Source organism: Rhizobium lentis, assembly GCF_017352135.1.
In the GTDB taxonomy this organism is placed as follows: domain Bacteria; phylum Pseudomonadota; class Alphaproteobacteria; order Rhizobiales; family Rhizobiaceae; genus Rhizobium; species Rhizobium lentis.
Map to the genome: position 1 here is coordinate 3,274,254 of NZ_CP071454.1, position 15,466 is coordinate 3,289,719.

General features: G+C 60.7%; 8 protein-coding genes. 5 read left to right on the forward strand and 3 right to left on the reverse strand.

What is annotated here, in order from left to right; all coding sequences use genetic code 11:
• Nucleotides 1-66: 66 nt before the first annotated feature.
• Nucleotides 67-1,377 (reverse strand): polysaccharide biosynthesis/export family protein, encoded by a 1,311-nt coding sequence (locus tag J0663_RS15750; RefSeq protein WP_207241241.1) that lies wholly within the window; start codon nucleotides 1,375-1,377, stop codon nucleotides 67-69.
• A gap of 529 nt (nucleotides 1,378-1,906) precedes the next feature.
• Nucleotides 1,907-2,368 carry a hypothetical protein gene (locus J0663_RS31725; protein WP_259666802.1) on the reverse strand — a complete coding sequence of 154 codons (462 nt, stop codon included), beginning with the start codon at nucleotides 2,366-2,368 and terminating at the stop codon, nucleotides 1,907-1,909.
• Between the two features lie 141 nt (nucleotides 2,369-2,509).
• Between J0663_RS31725 and J0663_RS15755 the strand changes: the two genes are divergently transcribed.
• Together J0663_RS15755 and J0663_RS15760 are read left to right on the forward strand one after the other, a co-directional pair.
• Nucleotides 2,510-8,218 (forward strand): DUF4082 domain-containing protein, encoded by a 5,709-nt coding sequence (locus J0663_RS15755; protein WP_343075797.1) that lies wholly within the window; start codon nucleotides 2,510-2,512, stop codon nucleotides 8,216-8,218.
• 102 nt (nucleotides 8,219-8,320) lie between these two features.
• Nucleotides 8,321-9,517 carry a GTP-binding protein gene (locus tag J0663_RS15760; protein WP_375337265.1) on the forward strand — a complete coding sequence of 399 codons (1,197 nt, stop codon included), beginning with the start codon at nucleotides 8,321-8,323 and terminating at the stop codon, nucleotides 9,515-9,517.
• Nucleotides 9,518-9,615: 98 nt separating this feature from the next.
• Here J0663_RS15760 and J0663_RS15765 read toward each other — a convergent pair whose 3' ends face one another.
• Nucleotides 9,616-9,753, reverse strand: coding sequence for a hypothetical protein (locus J0663_RS15765; RefSeq protein WP_207241243.1), 138 nt, complete (start codon nucleotides 9,751-9,753; stop codon nucleotides 9,616-9,618).
• A 328-nt stretch (nucleotides 9,754-10,081) separates the two neighbouring features.
• Here J0663_RS15765 and J0663_RS15770 point away from each other — a divergent pair, with 328 nt between their 5' ends.
• The 3 genes from J0663_RS15770 (at nucleotide 10,082) to J0663_RS15780 (ending at nucleotide 15,095) form a co-directional block, all read left to right on the forward strand.
• Nucleotides 10,082-10,483, forward strand: coding sequence for a FixH family protein (locus J0663_RS15770; RefSeq protein WP_207241244.1), 402 nt, complete (start codon nucleotides 10,082-10,084; stop codon nucleotides 10,481-10,483).
• 98 nt (nucleotides 10,484-10,581) lie between these two features.
• Nucleotides 10,582-11,922 carry an efflux RND transporter periplasmic adaptor subunit gene (locus tag J0663_RS15775; RefSeq protein WP_259665938.1) on the forward strand — a complete coding sequence of 447 codons (1,341 nt, stop codon included), beginning with the start codon at nucleotides 10,582-10,584 and terminating at the stop codon, nucleotides 11,920-11,922.
• Entirely contained in the window at nucleotides 11,919-15,095 is a 3,177-nt protein-coding gene (locus J0663_RS15780; RefSeq protein WP_207241245.1) for an efflux RND transporter permease subunit, read from the forward strand. Before J0663_RS15775 ends, J0663_RS15780 begins: the two co-directional genes overlap by 4 nt.
• Nucleotides 15,096-15,466 lie beyond the last annotated feature (371 nt).

Sequence of the window (15,466 nt, forward strand, 5' to 3'; positions counted from 1 at the left end):
CGTTTATCCCGTGCCGGCGTTCAATCACCCGCCGCAGGCTCGATTGCAGCACATGCTTTTCGCGTATCACCGGCTTGCCTGACTCATTTGCGCCTCCGTCTGACCGGGCAGCGCAGCGGCATCTTCGGACGACGTGTCCCCAATGCGGGGCTTGGCGACCCTGACCACGTCGCCCGGCGCCAGTTCCGTCGTTTCGGAGGCCTGGAACTGATTGACTTGTCCATTGACCCGCCGGCTGACGATGAACGTCAACGGGAGGTCCTCGTCGGGGTCATTCACTTTGCTGCCGGTCGGGAGGTCTTCGAGAAGCAGTTGTTGCGTGGTGTCGCGCTTCAATTTGAGCTGATCGAGATTGGCCCTTTCCGCCTGCACTTCGGTAGCGAGTTCGCTCCGGCGCGTGTCGGACAGTCCCTCGATATTGCGCGTCGTCTCGTTGATCGCCTGGCGACCGCGCATGATGGCGGTGACGAGGTCGAGCCGGTCGGAGCGATAGGAGGTGAGCAACCGTTCCAGATCCATCTGGCGTGAGGTAATCGTGAGGCCCTTCTCGACGAGCGTCTTCACGCTCGTCAGTTGTTGTTCGACAGACTTGATATTGTCGTCGGAGCCTTTGAGCTTTTCTTCCAGTGTATCGATTTCCGCCTTCAAGAGATTGCGCAATTCGACGAGCGCCGTCGACTGCCTGTCCAGCGCGTTTGCACGAGCCTGAAATATGACGCGCTCCTCGTCATAGATACTCGCGGCATATTGCTGGTCGAAGGCGGGCGGATGATCGAAGACTATCTCCTTCGCGCCGGCCATCTCCGCTTGCAGCCGCGAGAGCTTTGCGGAGCTGCGCACCAGCAAATGGTCAATCTCCCGCAAGCCGCCGACAAGCGTGATCGTCTGCGATCGCTGCTGTGCCGGCGCCCGCAGCGGGCCGCCGCTCATGGCCAGGGATTGCAGCACGTTGAGGCCGGGGCGAAACTTGTATTGTCCCGGGGCGGTTACGTCTCCGACGACGTAAATGGAAGGATAGTCGATAACGTCGATGGTCACCGCAGGTGCCTGGGCCAAACTCATCTTTGCCTGGAGGCGCTTGCTGATCTCGTTGGTCAGCCTCGTATTGTCCAGATTTTGAACCGGTACCGACCCCAGAAACGGTAGAGAGACTTCGCCTGCATCCGAAACCGTATATTCGCCGCCAATCGCATCCCATCGCTCAAATTGGCCTCTGGACTGGATCCATTGGACGATCGTCAGGCGGATTTTGGTTTGTGGAGCCAAGAGAGCGTTATCGGCGAGAGCTGGCGACACGGCTCCGGCAAGAAAGACGAATGCACTGATGACAAACGTCGCGCGAACAAACACGTGATGGGCGCGGTGCGATAGATTCATTACATGTCTCGCCTGCAAAACATCCCTAAGCGGACGCTGGTCCGATACCCTGAACGCCGTTCAAACGCCGGGGCCATGTCCAGCCGCATCAGTAGTGTGCAGTCTGGCGAAGACTTGAGGAAGGTGCAGGTCGTTTGCTTTGCCTCATCACTATTGATGAGGTGGGGGAAGGTTGCTTCAGCCTAAATCGAGTAGGAACACATCTTCGACGCGGCACAGAGGCGTCGTCCGGGAAAATCGGGGGCCGCGCGACAATGCGGCGAACGTGGAAGGGGTCGGCGCTGCGGCTTCGCGCCCTGTACAGATGCGACGAATCCTCGCGACCGCGCGCATCTCATCCATCACGCTGGCGCTTCAACACGGCTATTTGCCCAAAGGATACCGGCTGTAGAGCGAAAGGCGTAGCATATACTCGCTTGTTTTTGGACTATCATTCACGGTTGTGTATTGAGCGATCCTCATAAATTCGATCCTGCTAATGCGAGAGGTGCCTGCCATGTATCGCAACGCTCGCCGGTGGACCTCGCGCTCACTCCTGGTGGATTCGTTGGTGCCCCGATGGTTGACCGTCGGCGGAAAGGGAAAGCCGCGCAAACCTGCCGAAAGGCATGACGATAGTGCTCAACTTGCGGCATCCGCGCAACCCGCGGATGGAAACAAGAATGGCACGCTTGCCGATAGTACCAATAGCAGCGCGGCGCTTGACGAGCGTGACGTCGGACAGAGAGAGGGCGTGGTCGTCGAGGCGGACGATCGCGCCGATATCAACCGCGCCGCGCTGCCCTTGCCAGAGGCTTTCACAACGATTGGAGAAATGGCAGGCCGAAGCGGTGATGTAGCCGCGCCTGTGTTGTCTCTTTATACCCCGGGTTTCGCACATCTCGCGTCGGATGCGGACAGAATTGCGTTCGGGGGTGCATCGTCCCTTCAACGCACCAATGCTGGAATAAGCTCCATTGGCGACGATCCTTTGGCGCCGTATCTGCCGCAAAGCCCCGCGCCGGCAGCTTCGGGGCAAGGTTCTGCTGCGGTGGCCAGCGAGCCTGCGCACTCTGGTAAAGTCGTTATTCTCGAATCGAGCCCGTCAACGCAGGCGACCGGACATGCCGGAGCGAATTCGCTGGCGTTCGGCATGCCCTTCGGTGTGTGCGGGTGCGGCTACTTCACCTCCCCGACGCGGCTTCTCGATTGGGCTCATGGCGGCGCCCTGCTTCAACAGGACGGCCAATTGCCGGGGACGCGGCTGACCGAGGGGCCGGACTACGCGGCGTCGATCAAGCGGGCCATCGCGGCCTCGATCAGCGACCCGCTTCTCGATCGCAATTTGTCCCCTCTCTCGGGCTGGCGGGGAACCGCAAACTGGACAGATTCAACGGTATTCAACGGATCATTGCCAGGCGGCGGAGAGACCGGTACCGGCAGCGCCAAATCCAAGGGGATCGGCATCCTCTCCGGCTCAGTGACGACGCCGCCTTCCCCACAGCAGCGGTCGTTGACAACGCAAAATCTGGCGGCCGCGGCTGCGGCCAGCAACGCGATCGTATTGGAAAACCAGAAGCAGGGTAACCCGGAGAGCGAATGGGGCATCGATGGTGCCGGCAGCTCCAACATCGAAGGATTTGCGACCGACATCAGCGTCGACAACGGCAAGACGATCAACTTCAAGATCAATACCAACTCCACTAACTACCGGATCGATATTTATCGCCTCGGTTATTATGGCGGCATGGGCGCCCGCAAGGTCCACACCATCCAGCACACGGGATTGCAAACGCAGCCCAATCCGTTGCGCAACGCCACGACCGGCACGGTGGATGCCGGCAACTGGGCGGTTTCGGCGTCGTGGACCGTACCGGCGGACGCCGTTTCCGGGGTGTATATCGCCAAGCTCGTGCGTCAGGACGGCACTGCCGGCCAAAACCACATCCCCTTCGTCGTGCGCGATGACGACAGCCAGAGCGACGTCGTCTTCCAGACCGCAGACCAGACCTGGCAAGCCTACAACGGCTGGGGCGGCGCAAACCTCTATGGCGGCAACGGCCCGGCCACGGGCCAGGGTGCTGGTCGCGCCTATGCGGTCAGTTACAACAGACCGATCGCTACCCGCGGTGGGGTCGGCACCTATGCCGGCCCGCAGGATTACCTGTTCGGCGCCGAATATGCGGGCATCTACTGGCTGGAGCAGAACGGCTACGACGTCTCCTACCTGTCGGGCGTCGACGTCGATCGCTATGGCAGCCTATTGCTCAATCACAAGACCTATATTGATGCCGGGCACGACGAATACTGGTCGGGGCAGCAGCGAACGAATGTCGAAGCCGCGCGCGATGCGGGCGTCAACCTCATGTTCTGGAGCGGCAATGAGGTCTATTGGCGCACGCGCTGGGGCAATGCCTACAGCGCCGACGGCACGCCTTATCGGACTCTGATCTGCTATAAGGAGACGTGGTCGCCCACCGCCAGCATCGACCCTTCGAATGAATGGACTGGCACCTTCCGTGATCCGCGCCTCAGTCCGCCCGCCATCGGCGGCGGCAATCCGGAGAACTCACTGACCGGGCAGTTGTTCAAGGTCGACGATGTCGGCAACAATCTCCAGGCGATCACTATACCGTATGACGACGCCAATCTGCGTTTCTGGCGCAATACCAGCGTCGCCAATCTTCAGCCCGGCCAGACGGCGACGCTCACCAAGAACTATCTCGGTTATGAATGGGACGAGGCGTCCGACAACGGCTTCGATCCGGCCGGCCTCGTGAAGCTGTCCTCGACGACCCTTCCGGTCAGCACTTACCTGCTCGATTACGGCAACACCACCGGCAATGCGATCTCGACACATAATCTGACGCTCTACCGCGCCCCCAGCGGCGCATTGGTGTTCGGCGCCGGGACAGTCTACTGGACATGGGGGCTGAGTGACAATCACGATCTCACAGCGACTCCGACGGACCCGCGCGTGCAGCAGGCAATGGTCAACTTGCTTGCCGATATGGGGATTCAGCCTGGAACGCTGCAGTCCGGGCTCACCGCCGCGACCGCTTCCTCCGACCATACTGCACCGACCTCGGTCATCACCGTTCCCGCCACGGCGACCGCTGGATCCACCGTGACGATTACTGGCACCGCTGCCGATACGGGAGGCGGGGTCGTCGCAGCGGTCGAGGTTTCGACCGACAACGGGGCGAGCTGGCATCCCGCGACGGGCGATGAGAACTGGACTTATACCTGGTCGCCGCAGACCGCAGGCACCTACACAATCCGGTCCCGCGCCGTAGACGATAACGTCAACCTGGAAACACCCTCGGCGGGACGAACTGTCACGGTCAGCGCGCCAAACTACACCTCTCTCTTCGGTTCGGCGACGCCGGCGATCATCAACACCAACGATGCCTCATCCGTTGAACTCGGCGTCAAATTCACGACTTCCGTGGCGGGCACAGTCACCGGCATTCGGTTCTACAAGGGTGACCTGAATACGGGAACGCATACGGGTTCATTGTGGTCGAGCACCGGTACGCGGCTTGCGACCCTCACCTTCGCGAACGAGACGGCCAGCGGATGGCAGACTGCCTTTTTCACCAGTCCGGTATCGGTGACGGCCGGACAAACCTACACCGCATCCTACCACACAAATACTGGCCATTATTCGAGCACCGCCGGCTACTTCACCTCGAACGTAACCAGCGGTCCGCTGACGGCGCCGGCCAGCGGCAATGGCGTCTACCGCTATGGCAACAACAGCCAGTTCCCCACGAGCACTTTTCAGTCGACAAACTATTGGGTCGACGTGATGTTTACCACGCCGAACTCGAATACGACGCCGACGGCGGTCGCCGATGCGGGCGACGCGACGGAGAAGGGCGGGGTGGCCAACGGTTCGGGCGGCGTGGCCGCCAGCGGCAACGTGCTCACCAACGACACCGATCCGGATTCGGGCGATACCAAGACGGTGACGGCGGTCCGCTTCGGCACGACGTCGGGCACGCTCGGCGCGGCGCTCGACGGTACCTATGGCAGTCTCGTGCTCAACGCATCGGGCGCCTATACCTATACGATCAACGAGACCAATGCCGCCGTGCAGGCGCTGCGCCAGTCGACCAACACGCTGAGCGATGTCTTCAGCTACACGATGCGCGACACTTCAGGCGCCACCGCCACGGCAAATCTCACCGTCACCATCCACGGCGCCAATGACGCGCCGGTGCTCGCCGTCCAGACGGCTGGCCAGAACGCCACGGTCGGCTCCGCCTTCTCCTTCACACTGCCGTCGACCACCTTCACCGATGTCGACAGCGGCGAGACGCTGGCCTATGCAGCAACGGCCGCCGATGGCACGGCGCTGCCTTCGTGGCTCACCTTCAACGCCTCGACGCGGACCTTCAGCGGCACGCCGACGACAGCAGGCACCTACGGCGTCAGGGTGACGGCGACCGATCTCGGCGGCCTCGCCGCCAACGAGACCTTCAATATCGCCGTGTCAACGCCCGGCAACACGGTGCCGACGGCGGTTGCCGATACCGGTGACGCGACTGAGAAGGGCGGGGTGGCCAACGGTTCGGGCGGCGTGGCCGCCAGCGGCAACGTGCTGACCAACGACACCGATCCGGATTCGGGCGATACCAAGACGGTGACGGCAGTCCGCTTCGGCACGACGTCGGGCACGCTCGGTTCAGCGCTGAACGGTACCTATGGCAGTCTCGTGCTCAACGCATCGGGCGCCTATACCTATACGATCAACGAGACCAATGCCGCCGTGCAGGCGCTGCGCCAGTCGACCAACACGCTGAGCGATGTCTTCAGCTACACGATGCGCGACACTTCAGGCGCCACCGCCACGGCAAATCTCACCGTCACCATCCACGGCGCCAATGACGCGCCGGTGCTCGCCGTCCAGACGGCTGGCCAGAACGCCACGGTCGGCTCCGCCTTCTCCTTCACACTGCCGTCGACCACCTTCACCGATGTCGACAGCGGCGAGACGCTGGCCTATGCAGCAACGGCCGCCGATGGCACGGCGCTGCCTTCGTGGCTCACCTTCAACGCCTCGACGCGGACCTTCAGCGGCACGCCGACGACAGCAGGCACCTACGGCGTCAGGGTGACGGCGACCGATCTCGGCGGCCTCGCCGCCAACGAGACCTTCAACATCACTGCGACAACGGCGCCTGCGACCTACAGCCTGTTTTCCGCCTCCGACACGCCGACCCAGACGAATCTCAACGACGGTCAGCAGCTCGGGCTCGGCGTCAAGTTCCAGTCGAGCGTCGCCGGCGACATTACCGGGATCAAGTTCTACCGCAGCGCCAACGACAACGGACAGAACGTCGTCGACCTGTGGAGTGCAACGGGTACCAGGCTTGCCACCGCCACCTTCACGAACACTACGGCGAGCGGCTGGCAGACCGTGAATTTTGCGACGCCCTTCACCATCGCCGCCAATACCACCTATGTCGCGTCCTATCACACGACCGGCGCCTACGTAGTGACCAGCAATTTCTTCACGAATGGTATCTCCAATGGTCCGCTGACGGCCCAGTCAAGTGCCGCGGCCGGCGGCAACGGCGTCTACCGATATGGCGGTTCCGCCACCACAGGCATTTTCCCGAATGCCTCCTTTAACGCTTCCAACTACTTTGCCGATGTGATTTTCCGTCCGTCGTCGACACCAGGCAACACGACGCCGACAGCGGTTGCCGATACGGGCGACGCGACTGAGAAGGGCGGGGTGGCCAACGGTTCGGGCGGCGTGGCCGCCAGCGGCAACGTGCTGACCAACGACACCGATCCGGATTCGGGCGACACCAAGACGGTGACGGCAGTCCGCTTCGGCACGACATCAGGCACGCTCGGCTCAGCGCTGAACGGCACCTATGGCAGTCTCGTGCTCAACGCATCGGGAACATATAGCTATGCCGTCAATGAGACGAATACTGCCGTGCAGGCGTTGCGCCTGTCCACCAATACGCTGAGCGATGTCTTCAACTACACGATGCGCGACAGCGCCGGCGCCATCGCCACGGCAAATCTCACCGTCACCATCCACGGCGCCAATGACGCGCCGGTTCTCGCCGTCCAGACGGCGACCCAGAATGCCACAGTCGGCTCCGCCTTCTCGTTCACGCTGCCGACGACGACGTTCAGCGATGTCGACAGCGGCGAAACGCTGACCTATGCAGCAACGGCCGCCGATGGCACGGCACTGCCCACCTGGCTGAGCTTCAACGCCACGACGCGGACCTTCTCCGGCACGCCGACAACAGCCGGCACCTACGGCGTCAGGGTGACGGCGACCGATCTCGGCGGCCTCGCCGCCAACGAGACCTTCAACATCGTTGCATCGACGGCGTCTGCGACCTACAGCCTGTTCAACGCCTCCAGCACGCCGGCACAGACGAACCTCAACGACGGTCAGCAGATCGAGCTCGGCGTCAAGTTCCAGTCGAACGTCGCCGGCGATGTCACGGCCATCAAGTTCTATCGCAGCGCCAACGACAACGGACAGAACGTCGTCGACTTGTGGAGCTCCACGGGCACCAAGCTCGCCAGCGCCACTTTCACCAACACCACGGCAAGCGGCTGGCAGACGGTGAACTTTGCAACGCCCTTCACCATTGCCGCCAACACCACTTACGTCGCCTCCTACCACACGACAGGTGCCTATGTGGCGACCGGTAACTTCTATACGACCGCCGTCACCAGCGGCCCGCTGACGGCGCCAGCAAGCGGCAATGGCGTTTATGCCTATGGCGGGTCCGCCTCAGCAGGCCTCTTCCCGACCAACACCTTCAATTCCACAAACTATTATGCCGACGTGGTTTTCCGACCGCAGCTGGCAGCGTGATGCATTCGAGAAGATCGGGAGCGGGTTTCGAATGAGGCTGATGGACCGCAAATGCTCACCGCGGCGATGGCCGCCGCGAACGCCCAGAGGCAAGGGATGCCGATGAACAGGCCGAAGGACAGGAGGGAGCGGCTCCCGGTGACGGTGCTCGCCGGCTTTCTCGGCGCCGGCAAGACGACCCTTCTCAGCCATGTGCTGAATAACCGTCAGGGTCTGCGGGTCGCCGTCATCGTCAACGACATGAGCGAAGTGAACATCGACGCCAGTCTCATTCGAGACGGCGGCTGCAACCTGTCGCATACGACGGAGACGTTGGTTGAGCTCAGCAATGGCTGCATATGCTGTACCCTGCGCGACGACCTCTTGACGGAAGTGCGGCGACTGGCCGAGGAGGGACGATACGACTATCTGCTGATAGAAGGGACCGGCATTGCGGAGCCATGCCCTATCGCGGCAACCTTTTCCTTCTGCGACGAGAATGGTGTTTCGCTCTCCGATTATGCGAAACTCGACACGATGGTAACCGTCGTCGACGCCGCAAGCCTCCTGGCCGATTACAGCAGTGCTGATCTGCTTCGCGATCGCGGCCTGCAGCGGGACAGCGAGGACCGGCGGACACTCATCGACCTGTTGGTGGAGCAGATCGAATTTGCCGATGTCGTCGTGATCAACAAGATCTCGGACGCGAGCGAGGAGATTCGCGCAGAAATCCGTAGGACGGTGACTGCACTCAACCCGGATGCACACCAGGTGGAGACGGACTTCGGCAACGTTTCTCTTCCAACCATCCTCAATACCGGCCTCTTCGATGAAGCAAAAGCCGCCGCCCACCCATTGTGGCACAAAGAACTGTACCGCCCGGGCGACCATGTCCCGGAAACGGAGGAATACGGTGTATCGAGCTTTGTCTATCGCACGAGGCGTCCCTTTGATCCCATGCCGTTTCGCGCATTTCTGGACGAGCCCTGGCCGGGGGTTATGCGCGCCAAAGGCCACTTCTGGCTTGCCACCCGCCCGCGTCATGTGGGCCTGATGTCGGCTGCTGGGGTGCAACGGCGCTGCGAGCCGATGGGGCTCTGGTGGGCGGCCGTTCCCCGACACGACTGGCCGAACCATCAGCAGTTTCGTCAGCATATCGAGAGCCGGTGGGACAGCGCCTGGGGCGACCGTCGGCAGGAATTGGTTTTTATCGGTGTCGATATGGACGAGAAAGGTGTACGGACCGCACTGGACGGATGCCTCGCCAGCGCCGATCCACGCGACTGGGCCACCCTCGAAGATCCGTTTCCGGCCTGGTAGCCCCGGCGGCGCACATCTGAATCACAATTCTTCGTGAGCCCGCTTCCTTAAGCGAAAACCGCATGCGAGTATAAGCGCATGAATCTTGTCGCCGCCTTTCAACGTCTGCTCTGCGTCTTCGCAGTGCTCGGGGTCACCCTTGGCCCCGCGAGCGTCGGCATGGCGGAAACGGCGATGGCGTCCTCGGGACGCAGCGTGGTGACCGGCATGCCGTCACCATCGGCTTCGGATGACATGGCTCTCATGCAGGCCGACATGCCTTGCTGTCCGAATGAAAAGCAGCCGCCGATTGATTGTTCGAAGAATTGCCCGCTGGCGCGGATCTGCGCATCGATGCTTCTGGTGCAGGCTCCGGATACGGCAAGTCTGCCTGTTTCCTATCTAGGTGTACCTTCCTTCGCTATCGGTCACAATGCCAGCCTGGCATCCGCCTTGGTTGAGCCACCGGCACGACCTCCACGCGCATAATTCACTTTCCTCTTTCCGACTGCCGTTGCCTGCGTTTTTTGGGATCGGCGAACTTTATCCTGGCGCGGCCTTCTCCCGCCTGAAGAGATGTGAATTATGAAATCCAACATGTTTGCGCGAGCGAGCCTCGCTGCGATTGCTATGCTCTCTGCCTCAGCCGCAACGTCATATGCAAGCCCTGGGGACTTCGAGTTTCAGCTTGTGTCGGCAGAAGTGAAAATGGGACCTGATGCCGAAGTCTCTGTTCGTCTCGTTGATAAACGAAACGGCCAGCCCGTATCTGACGCGGTTATTTTCACCACCCGCATGGACATGGCGCCAGAGGGCATGGAGACAATGACAACGCCCGTCGAGGAACTGCCCTCCGGACAGGCAGGCACATACAAGTTCAAGACAAATCTGAGCATGGAAGGCGGATGGCGCTTTCAGCTTGGAGCGAAAGTTCAGGGCGAAGGCGAAACCATAACAGGTGAAGTCGTCGTCAAGGCCACCCCGTGAAGACCGCAATATGGCTGGTCGCCGTTACCTCCCTCGCCGTTGTCGGCGGGGGAGCGTACCTGGCTGGTGCCCAGGGAGTAGGCCAGCAGCAACTCCACATGCTCTTTGACATGGCTGTCGCCGAAGCCCAACGGAGCAAGCCTGAAGGGTCGGGACCGATCATCTATTACCGTCATCCCGACGGTCTTGCCGAGTATTCCAGCAAGCCCAAGAAAACCGTGGACGGGCACGATTTCGTGCCCGTCCACGAAAGTGAAGAGGTTAGCTTCACAGCCGCCGGTGCTAAATTCGCCGAGACTTCTGACCAGACAAAAGCGGCAGCGTCCAAGGCGGCCGTGACGGAACGCAAGGTCCTCTTTTACCGCAATCCGATGGGGCTTCCAGACACTTCCAACGTGCCGAAGAAGGATTCCATGGGAATGGACTACATCCCGGTCTTTGAAGGGGATCAGGCCGACGCATCGACGGTCAAAGTCTCGCTCGGCAAGCTGCAGCGGACGGGGGTCAAAACGGCCAGGGCCGAATTGGTAAGTATCTTCCGCAAAATCCGCATACCCGGCACGGTCGCCTGGGACGAGCGGCTCATCAGCGTCGTTTCCATGCGCACCGATGCCTTCATCGATGACGTGGCAAACGTCACAACAGGTGACCGCATTGGCAAAGGAGAAAGCCTCTTCAACTTCTATTCCAAAGAGATCGCCACTGCCGGAGCTGAATTCGCTGCGGGAAAGGGTGATCTCCGCAAAAGTGATGCCGGTTCGGCTCTTCGATTGAAGAACCTGGGTGTCCCGGATGAAGTGATCCGAACCATTGCTGAGAACCGTCAGGTACCAACCAGCATCGAATATGTTTCTCCCCGCAATGGTGTCGTCCTAGAACGCATGGCGACGACCGGAATGATGGCCAAGCCCGGTGATCCGTTGTTTCGAATCGCGGACACCTCTCATGTCTGGGTCATCGCCGACGTGCCGGAATTCGATCTGGCTTCCATTCAAAAGGGCGTCCCGGTTGCCGTGACGGTTCGGAGCCTCCCCGGCCAGACTTTCGAAGGGGCCGTTGATCTCATCTATCCGGAAATCCAGCAGGAGACTCGAACTACGAAAGTCAGGATCGAGCTTCCGAACCCGGATAGTACTCTCATGGCTAACATGTACGCCGATGTCGAGATCGAAGCTGGCGTGCAGAAGCCCGTCGTCGCCGTGCCCAACAGCGCAGTCATCGATACCGGCGACCGGCAGATGGTCTTCATCGACAAGGGCGACGGCAGATTCGAACCAAAGGATGTCTCCCTTGGCATGCGGGGTGAGAAGCAGACCGAGATCACCAAGGGCATCGCAGCAGGCGATCAGGTAGTCGTGGCGGCCAACTTCCTGCTCGATGCCGAAAGCAACTTGAACTCGGCGCTGAGCGGCATGGCGACAGATGAGGTGAAGCCATGATTTCCCGTGTCATCTCCTGGTCCGCTCATAACCTCATTCTCATCTTCGTCGGTGCAGCAGTCGCCGTCGCGGGCGGCATTTATGCCCTGCGGTCTCTTCCGCTCGACGCCATCCCCGATCTCTCCGACATCCAAGTCATCGTCTACACTGAATATCCCGGGCAGGCCCCGCAGGTGGTCGAAGACCAGGTAACCTACCCGCTGACGACGTCGATGCTGACGGTTCCGAAGTCGAAGGTCGTTCGCGGCTTCTCCTTTTTCGGCGTCTCGTTCGTCTATGTGATCTTCGAAGATGGCACCGACCCTTACTGGGCGAGAAGCCGGGTGCTGGAATATCTGAATGCGGCATCAAGCCGCCTGCCGCAAGGCGTGACGCCGACGCTCGGCCCGGACGCGACGGGTGTCGGTTGGGTCTACCAGTACGCTGTCGTCGCCAAGAACCTTACGCTTGCGGAACTACGCTCGCTACAGGACTGGGTCGTGCGAGTCGGCGTCTCCAAGTCGGAGGGCGTCGCCGAAGTGGCCAGCGTCGGCGGCTTCGTGAAGCAGTATTCCATCGTCGTCGATCCCTCTCGGCTGAAGGCTCAGCGCATATCGCTCAACGATATTTCCAATGCGGTCCGGGCCAGCAACACGGATGTCGGCGGCCGGACCATCGAGCTTTCCGAATTCGAGTTCATGGTGCGCGGACGCGGTTATCTGAAGGGCGTCAGCGATATTGAGAACATCGTGCTCAAGACGCAGGGCGGCACGCCACTTCGGCTGGGCGACGTCGCCAAGGTGGAACTCGTTCCGGATGAACGAAGAGGAATTACCGAACTGAACGGCGACGGCGAGGTCGCAAGCGGCATTGTCCTGCAGCGGTTCGGAGCCAATGCTCTGACCGTGATCGACAACGCGAGGAAGAGCTTGGCTTCAGTCCAAAGCAGCCTTCCGGCGGGAACGGAGATCGTGCCGGTCTATGACCGGTCGACCCTGATCGAGTCCGCCATCGAGACGCTGGAGGGCACCTTGATCGAGGAGTCCATCGTCGTCGCCTTGGTAACGGTCGCCTTCCTTCTCCATGTTCGCAGCGCTCTCGTGGCGATCATCATGTTGCCGGTCGGCATTCTGATTGCCTTCATTGCCATGAAAATCCTCAGCATCGGCGCAAACATCATGAGCCTTGGAGGTATCGCCATTGCCATCGGGGCGATGATCGATGCGGCGATCGTCATGATCGAGAATGCCCACAAACACCTCGAACGGGCACCACCGGACAAGCCACGGGTCACGATCCTGGTTGATGCGGCCAGCGAAGTCGGGCCAGCGCTGTTTTTCAGCCTGCTGATCATCACGGTGTCGTTCCTGCCGATCTTCACCCTGGAGTCTCAGGAAGGACGCCTGTTCGGGCCGCTTGCCTTCACCAAGACGTTCTCCATGGCGGCGGCAGCGTTCCTGTCGGTCACGTTTGTTCCAGCCTTGATGATCCTGTTCGTGCGCGGTCACATTGTGCCCGAGCATAAGAACCCACTGAACCGCTTTCTGATCTGGATATATCGGCCGGTGATCGCGGGAGTCCTCAAGGTCAAGACGCTGACTATGCTCGCCGCCGTCGCGATCCTGGCGGCAACGGCATGGCCGATCCAGCACATCGGCAGCGAATTCATGCCTAACCTCGACGAAGGCACGCTCATGTATATGCCGACCACATTGCCAGGCATATCGGTGACGAAGGCGGCAGAGTTGATGCAGACACAAGATCGCATCATCAAGTCGTTCCCCGAGGTCGAGAGCGTCTTCGGCAAGGCAGGCCGTGCACTAACCGCTACCGACCCAGCTCCGACAGAGATGTTCGAAACGATCATCACCCTCAAGCCGAAGTCGCAGTGGCGGCCAGGTGTGACCACAGATAGCCTGAAGCACGAGATGGACTCCGCCCTGCAGTTTCCAGGTGTCTCAAACGCTTGGACCATGCCGATCCGTGCCCGCATCGACATGCTGTCGACCGGCATCAGGACGCCAGTGGGGGTCAAAGTTTACGGTACCGATCTCGGCGAGATGGAGAAGGTCGCACGCCAGATCGAAAGCGTCCTGAAAACCATCCCAGGCACCTCGAGCGCCTACGCTGAGCGGGTCATTGGCGGCTACTATCTCGACATCGTTCCGAACCGGGCAGCTCTTGGCCGCTACGGCTTGACGGTCAACGATGTTCAGGACGTCATCAGCATGGCACTCGGCTCCGAGGTCGTCACCTTGACGGTTGAGGGACGGGAGCGCTACGGGGTGGCGATCCGATATCCACGCGCCTATCGAAGCGATCCGCAATCTATTGCGCGGGACGTACAGGTGTCGCTTCCCGGTGGTGGTACTGTGCCGCTCGGAGAGATAGCCGATGTCAAGCTCGCACGCGGAGCCACCACGATCCGCACGGAGAACGGTCAGCTTGCCGTCTACATCTTCGTTGATATCGCCAATCGCGACCTCGGTGGTTACGTGGCGCAGGCCCAGGAGGCGGTCGCCAAGAGCGTGAAGATGCCAGCAGGCTATTCCGTTGCCTGGAGCGGGCAGTTCGAGTACCTCGAACGTGCGAAGGCCCGCTTGATGATCGTGGTGCCACTGACCTTGGCGTTGATCTTCCTGCTGCTCTACCTGAACTTCAAAGCATTGACGGAGACGATGATCGTCATGCTGTCGTTGCCGTTCGCGCTGGTTGGCGGCATCTGGCTGATGTGGTGGCTCGGGTTCAATGCCTCCGTGGCTGTTGCCGTCGGCTTCATTGCCCTGGCGGGTGTCGCGGCAGAAACGGGCGTGATCATGCTGATCTATCTCGACCAGGCCTTGAAGGAGCGACGCTCAATTTGCGAGATCGAAGGACGGGACTTCACGAAAGCCGATCTCAATCGCGCAATCATGGTCGGGGCAGTCGAACGGGTTCGGCCGAAGATGATGACAGTTGTCGCCATCATGGCAGGGCTTGTGCCGATCCTCTGGAGCACTGGCACCGGATCGGAAATCATGCAGCGCATCGCCGTGCCGATGATCGGCGGCATGATCTCCTCGACGCTCCTCACCCTGGTGGTGATCCCGGCGATCTATGGGCTGATAAAGGGCTGGAGGTTGCCTTCCAGGGCAGATGTTCCCTTGGCTGACGTCAAGCCTAGCGCGGATGTTCGGAACGAAGCGGCCGAATGAAAGAAGGATGCCGCGATGAACGAGATGATGGGCAGCGGCATGATGTGGGGATGGGCCTCGCAGGGCTCATTGGGCCGCAGTCATCATTCTGATGATCGCGGCGCTGGTGAAATACGTGTTGTTCCGCTGATGTGAATGTCTGGACCGGTGGATCGCACGTTATTGTTCCCGTCGGTAAATCCCTTTCCGGGGCTGTAATGTGATCCTTTCTAAAGCTTTCGTTCTCGATAACTTGCCGCCCGGAACCTGAGGCTAAAATTGTTCAGATCCCCAGTGTGGGGTGGGGACGGCTGGAGTGCGCCGTCCGGGTCGACTCTGATCAGGATCCAAATTGTCCCGTCAGCCGGGTGCGCTGAGGATCATCATATGGG

What these genes read in the sequence shown, in the direction of transcription:
- J0663_RS15755 (WP_343075797.1), top strand. Translation starts at nt 2,510, where the DNA reads ATGCCCTTCGGTGTGTGCGGGTGCGGCTACTTCACCTCCCCGACGCGG.
- J0663_RS15775 (WP_259665938.1), top strand. Translation starts at nt 10,582, where the DNA reads ATGCTCTTTGACATGGCTGTCGCCGAAGCCCAACGGAGCAAGCCTGAA.
- J0663_RS15770 (WP_207241244.1), top strand. Translation starts at nt 10,082, where the DNA reads ATGAAATCCAACATGTTTGCGCGAGCGAGCCTCGCTGCGATTGCTATG.
- J0663_RS15780 (WP_207241245.1), top strand. Translation starts at nt 11,919, where the DNA reads ATGATTTCCCGTGTCATCTCCTGGTCCGCTCATAACCTCATTCTCATC.
- J0663_RS15750 (WP_207241241.1), bottom strand. Translation starts at nt 1,377, where the DNA reads ATGAATCTATCGCACCGCGCCCATCACGTGTTTGTTCGCGCGACGTTT.
- J0663_RS15760 (WP_375337265.1), top strand. Translation starts at nt 8,321, where the DNA reads ATGAACAGGCCGAAGGACAGGAGGGAGCGGCTCCCGGTGACGGTGCTC.
- J0663_RS15765 (WP_207241243.1), bottom strand. Translation starts at nt 9,753, where the DNA reads ATGTCATCCGAAGCCGATGGTGACGGCATGCCGGTCACCACGCTGCGT.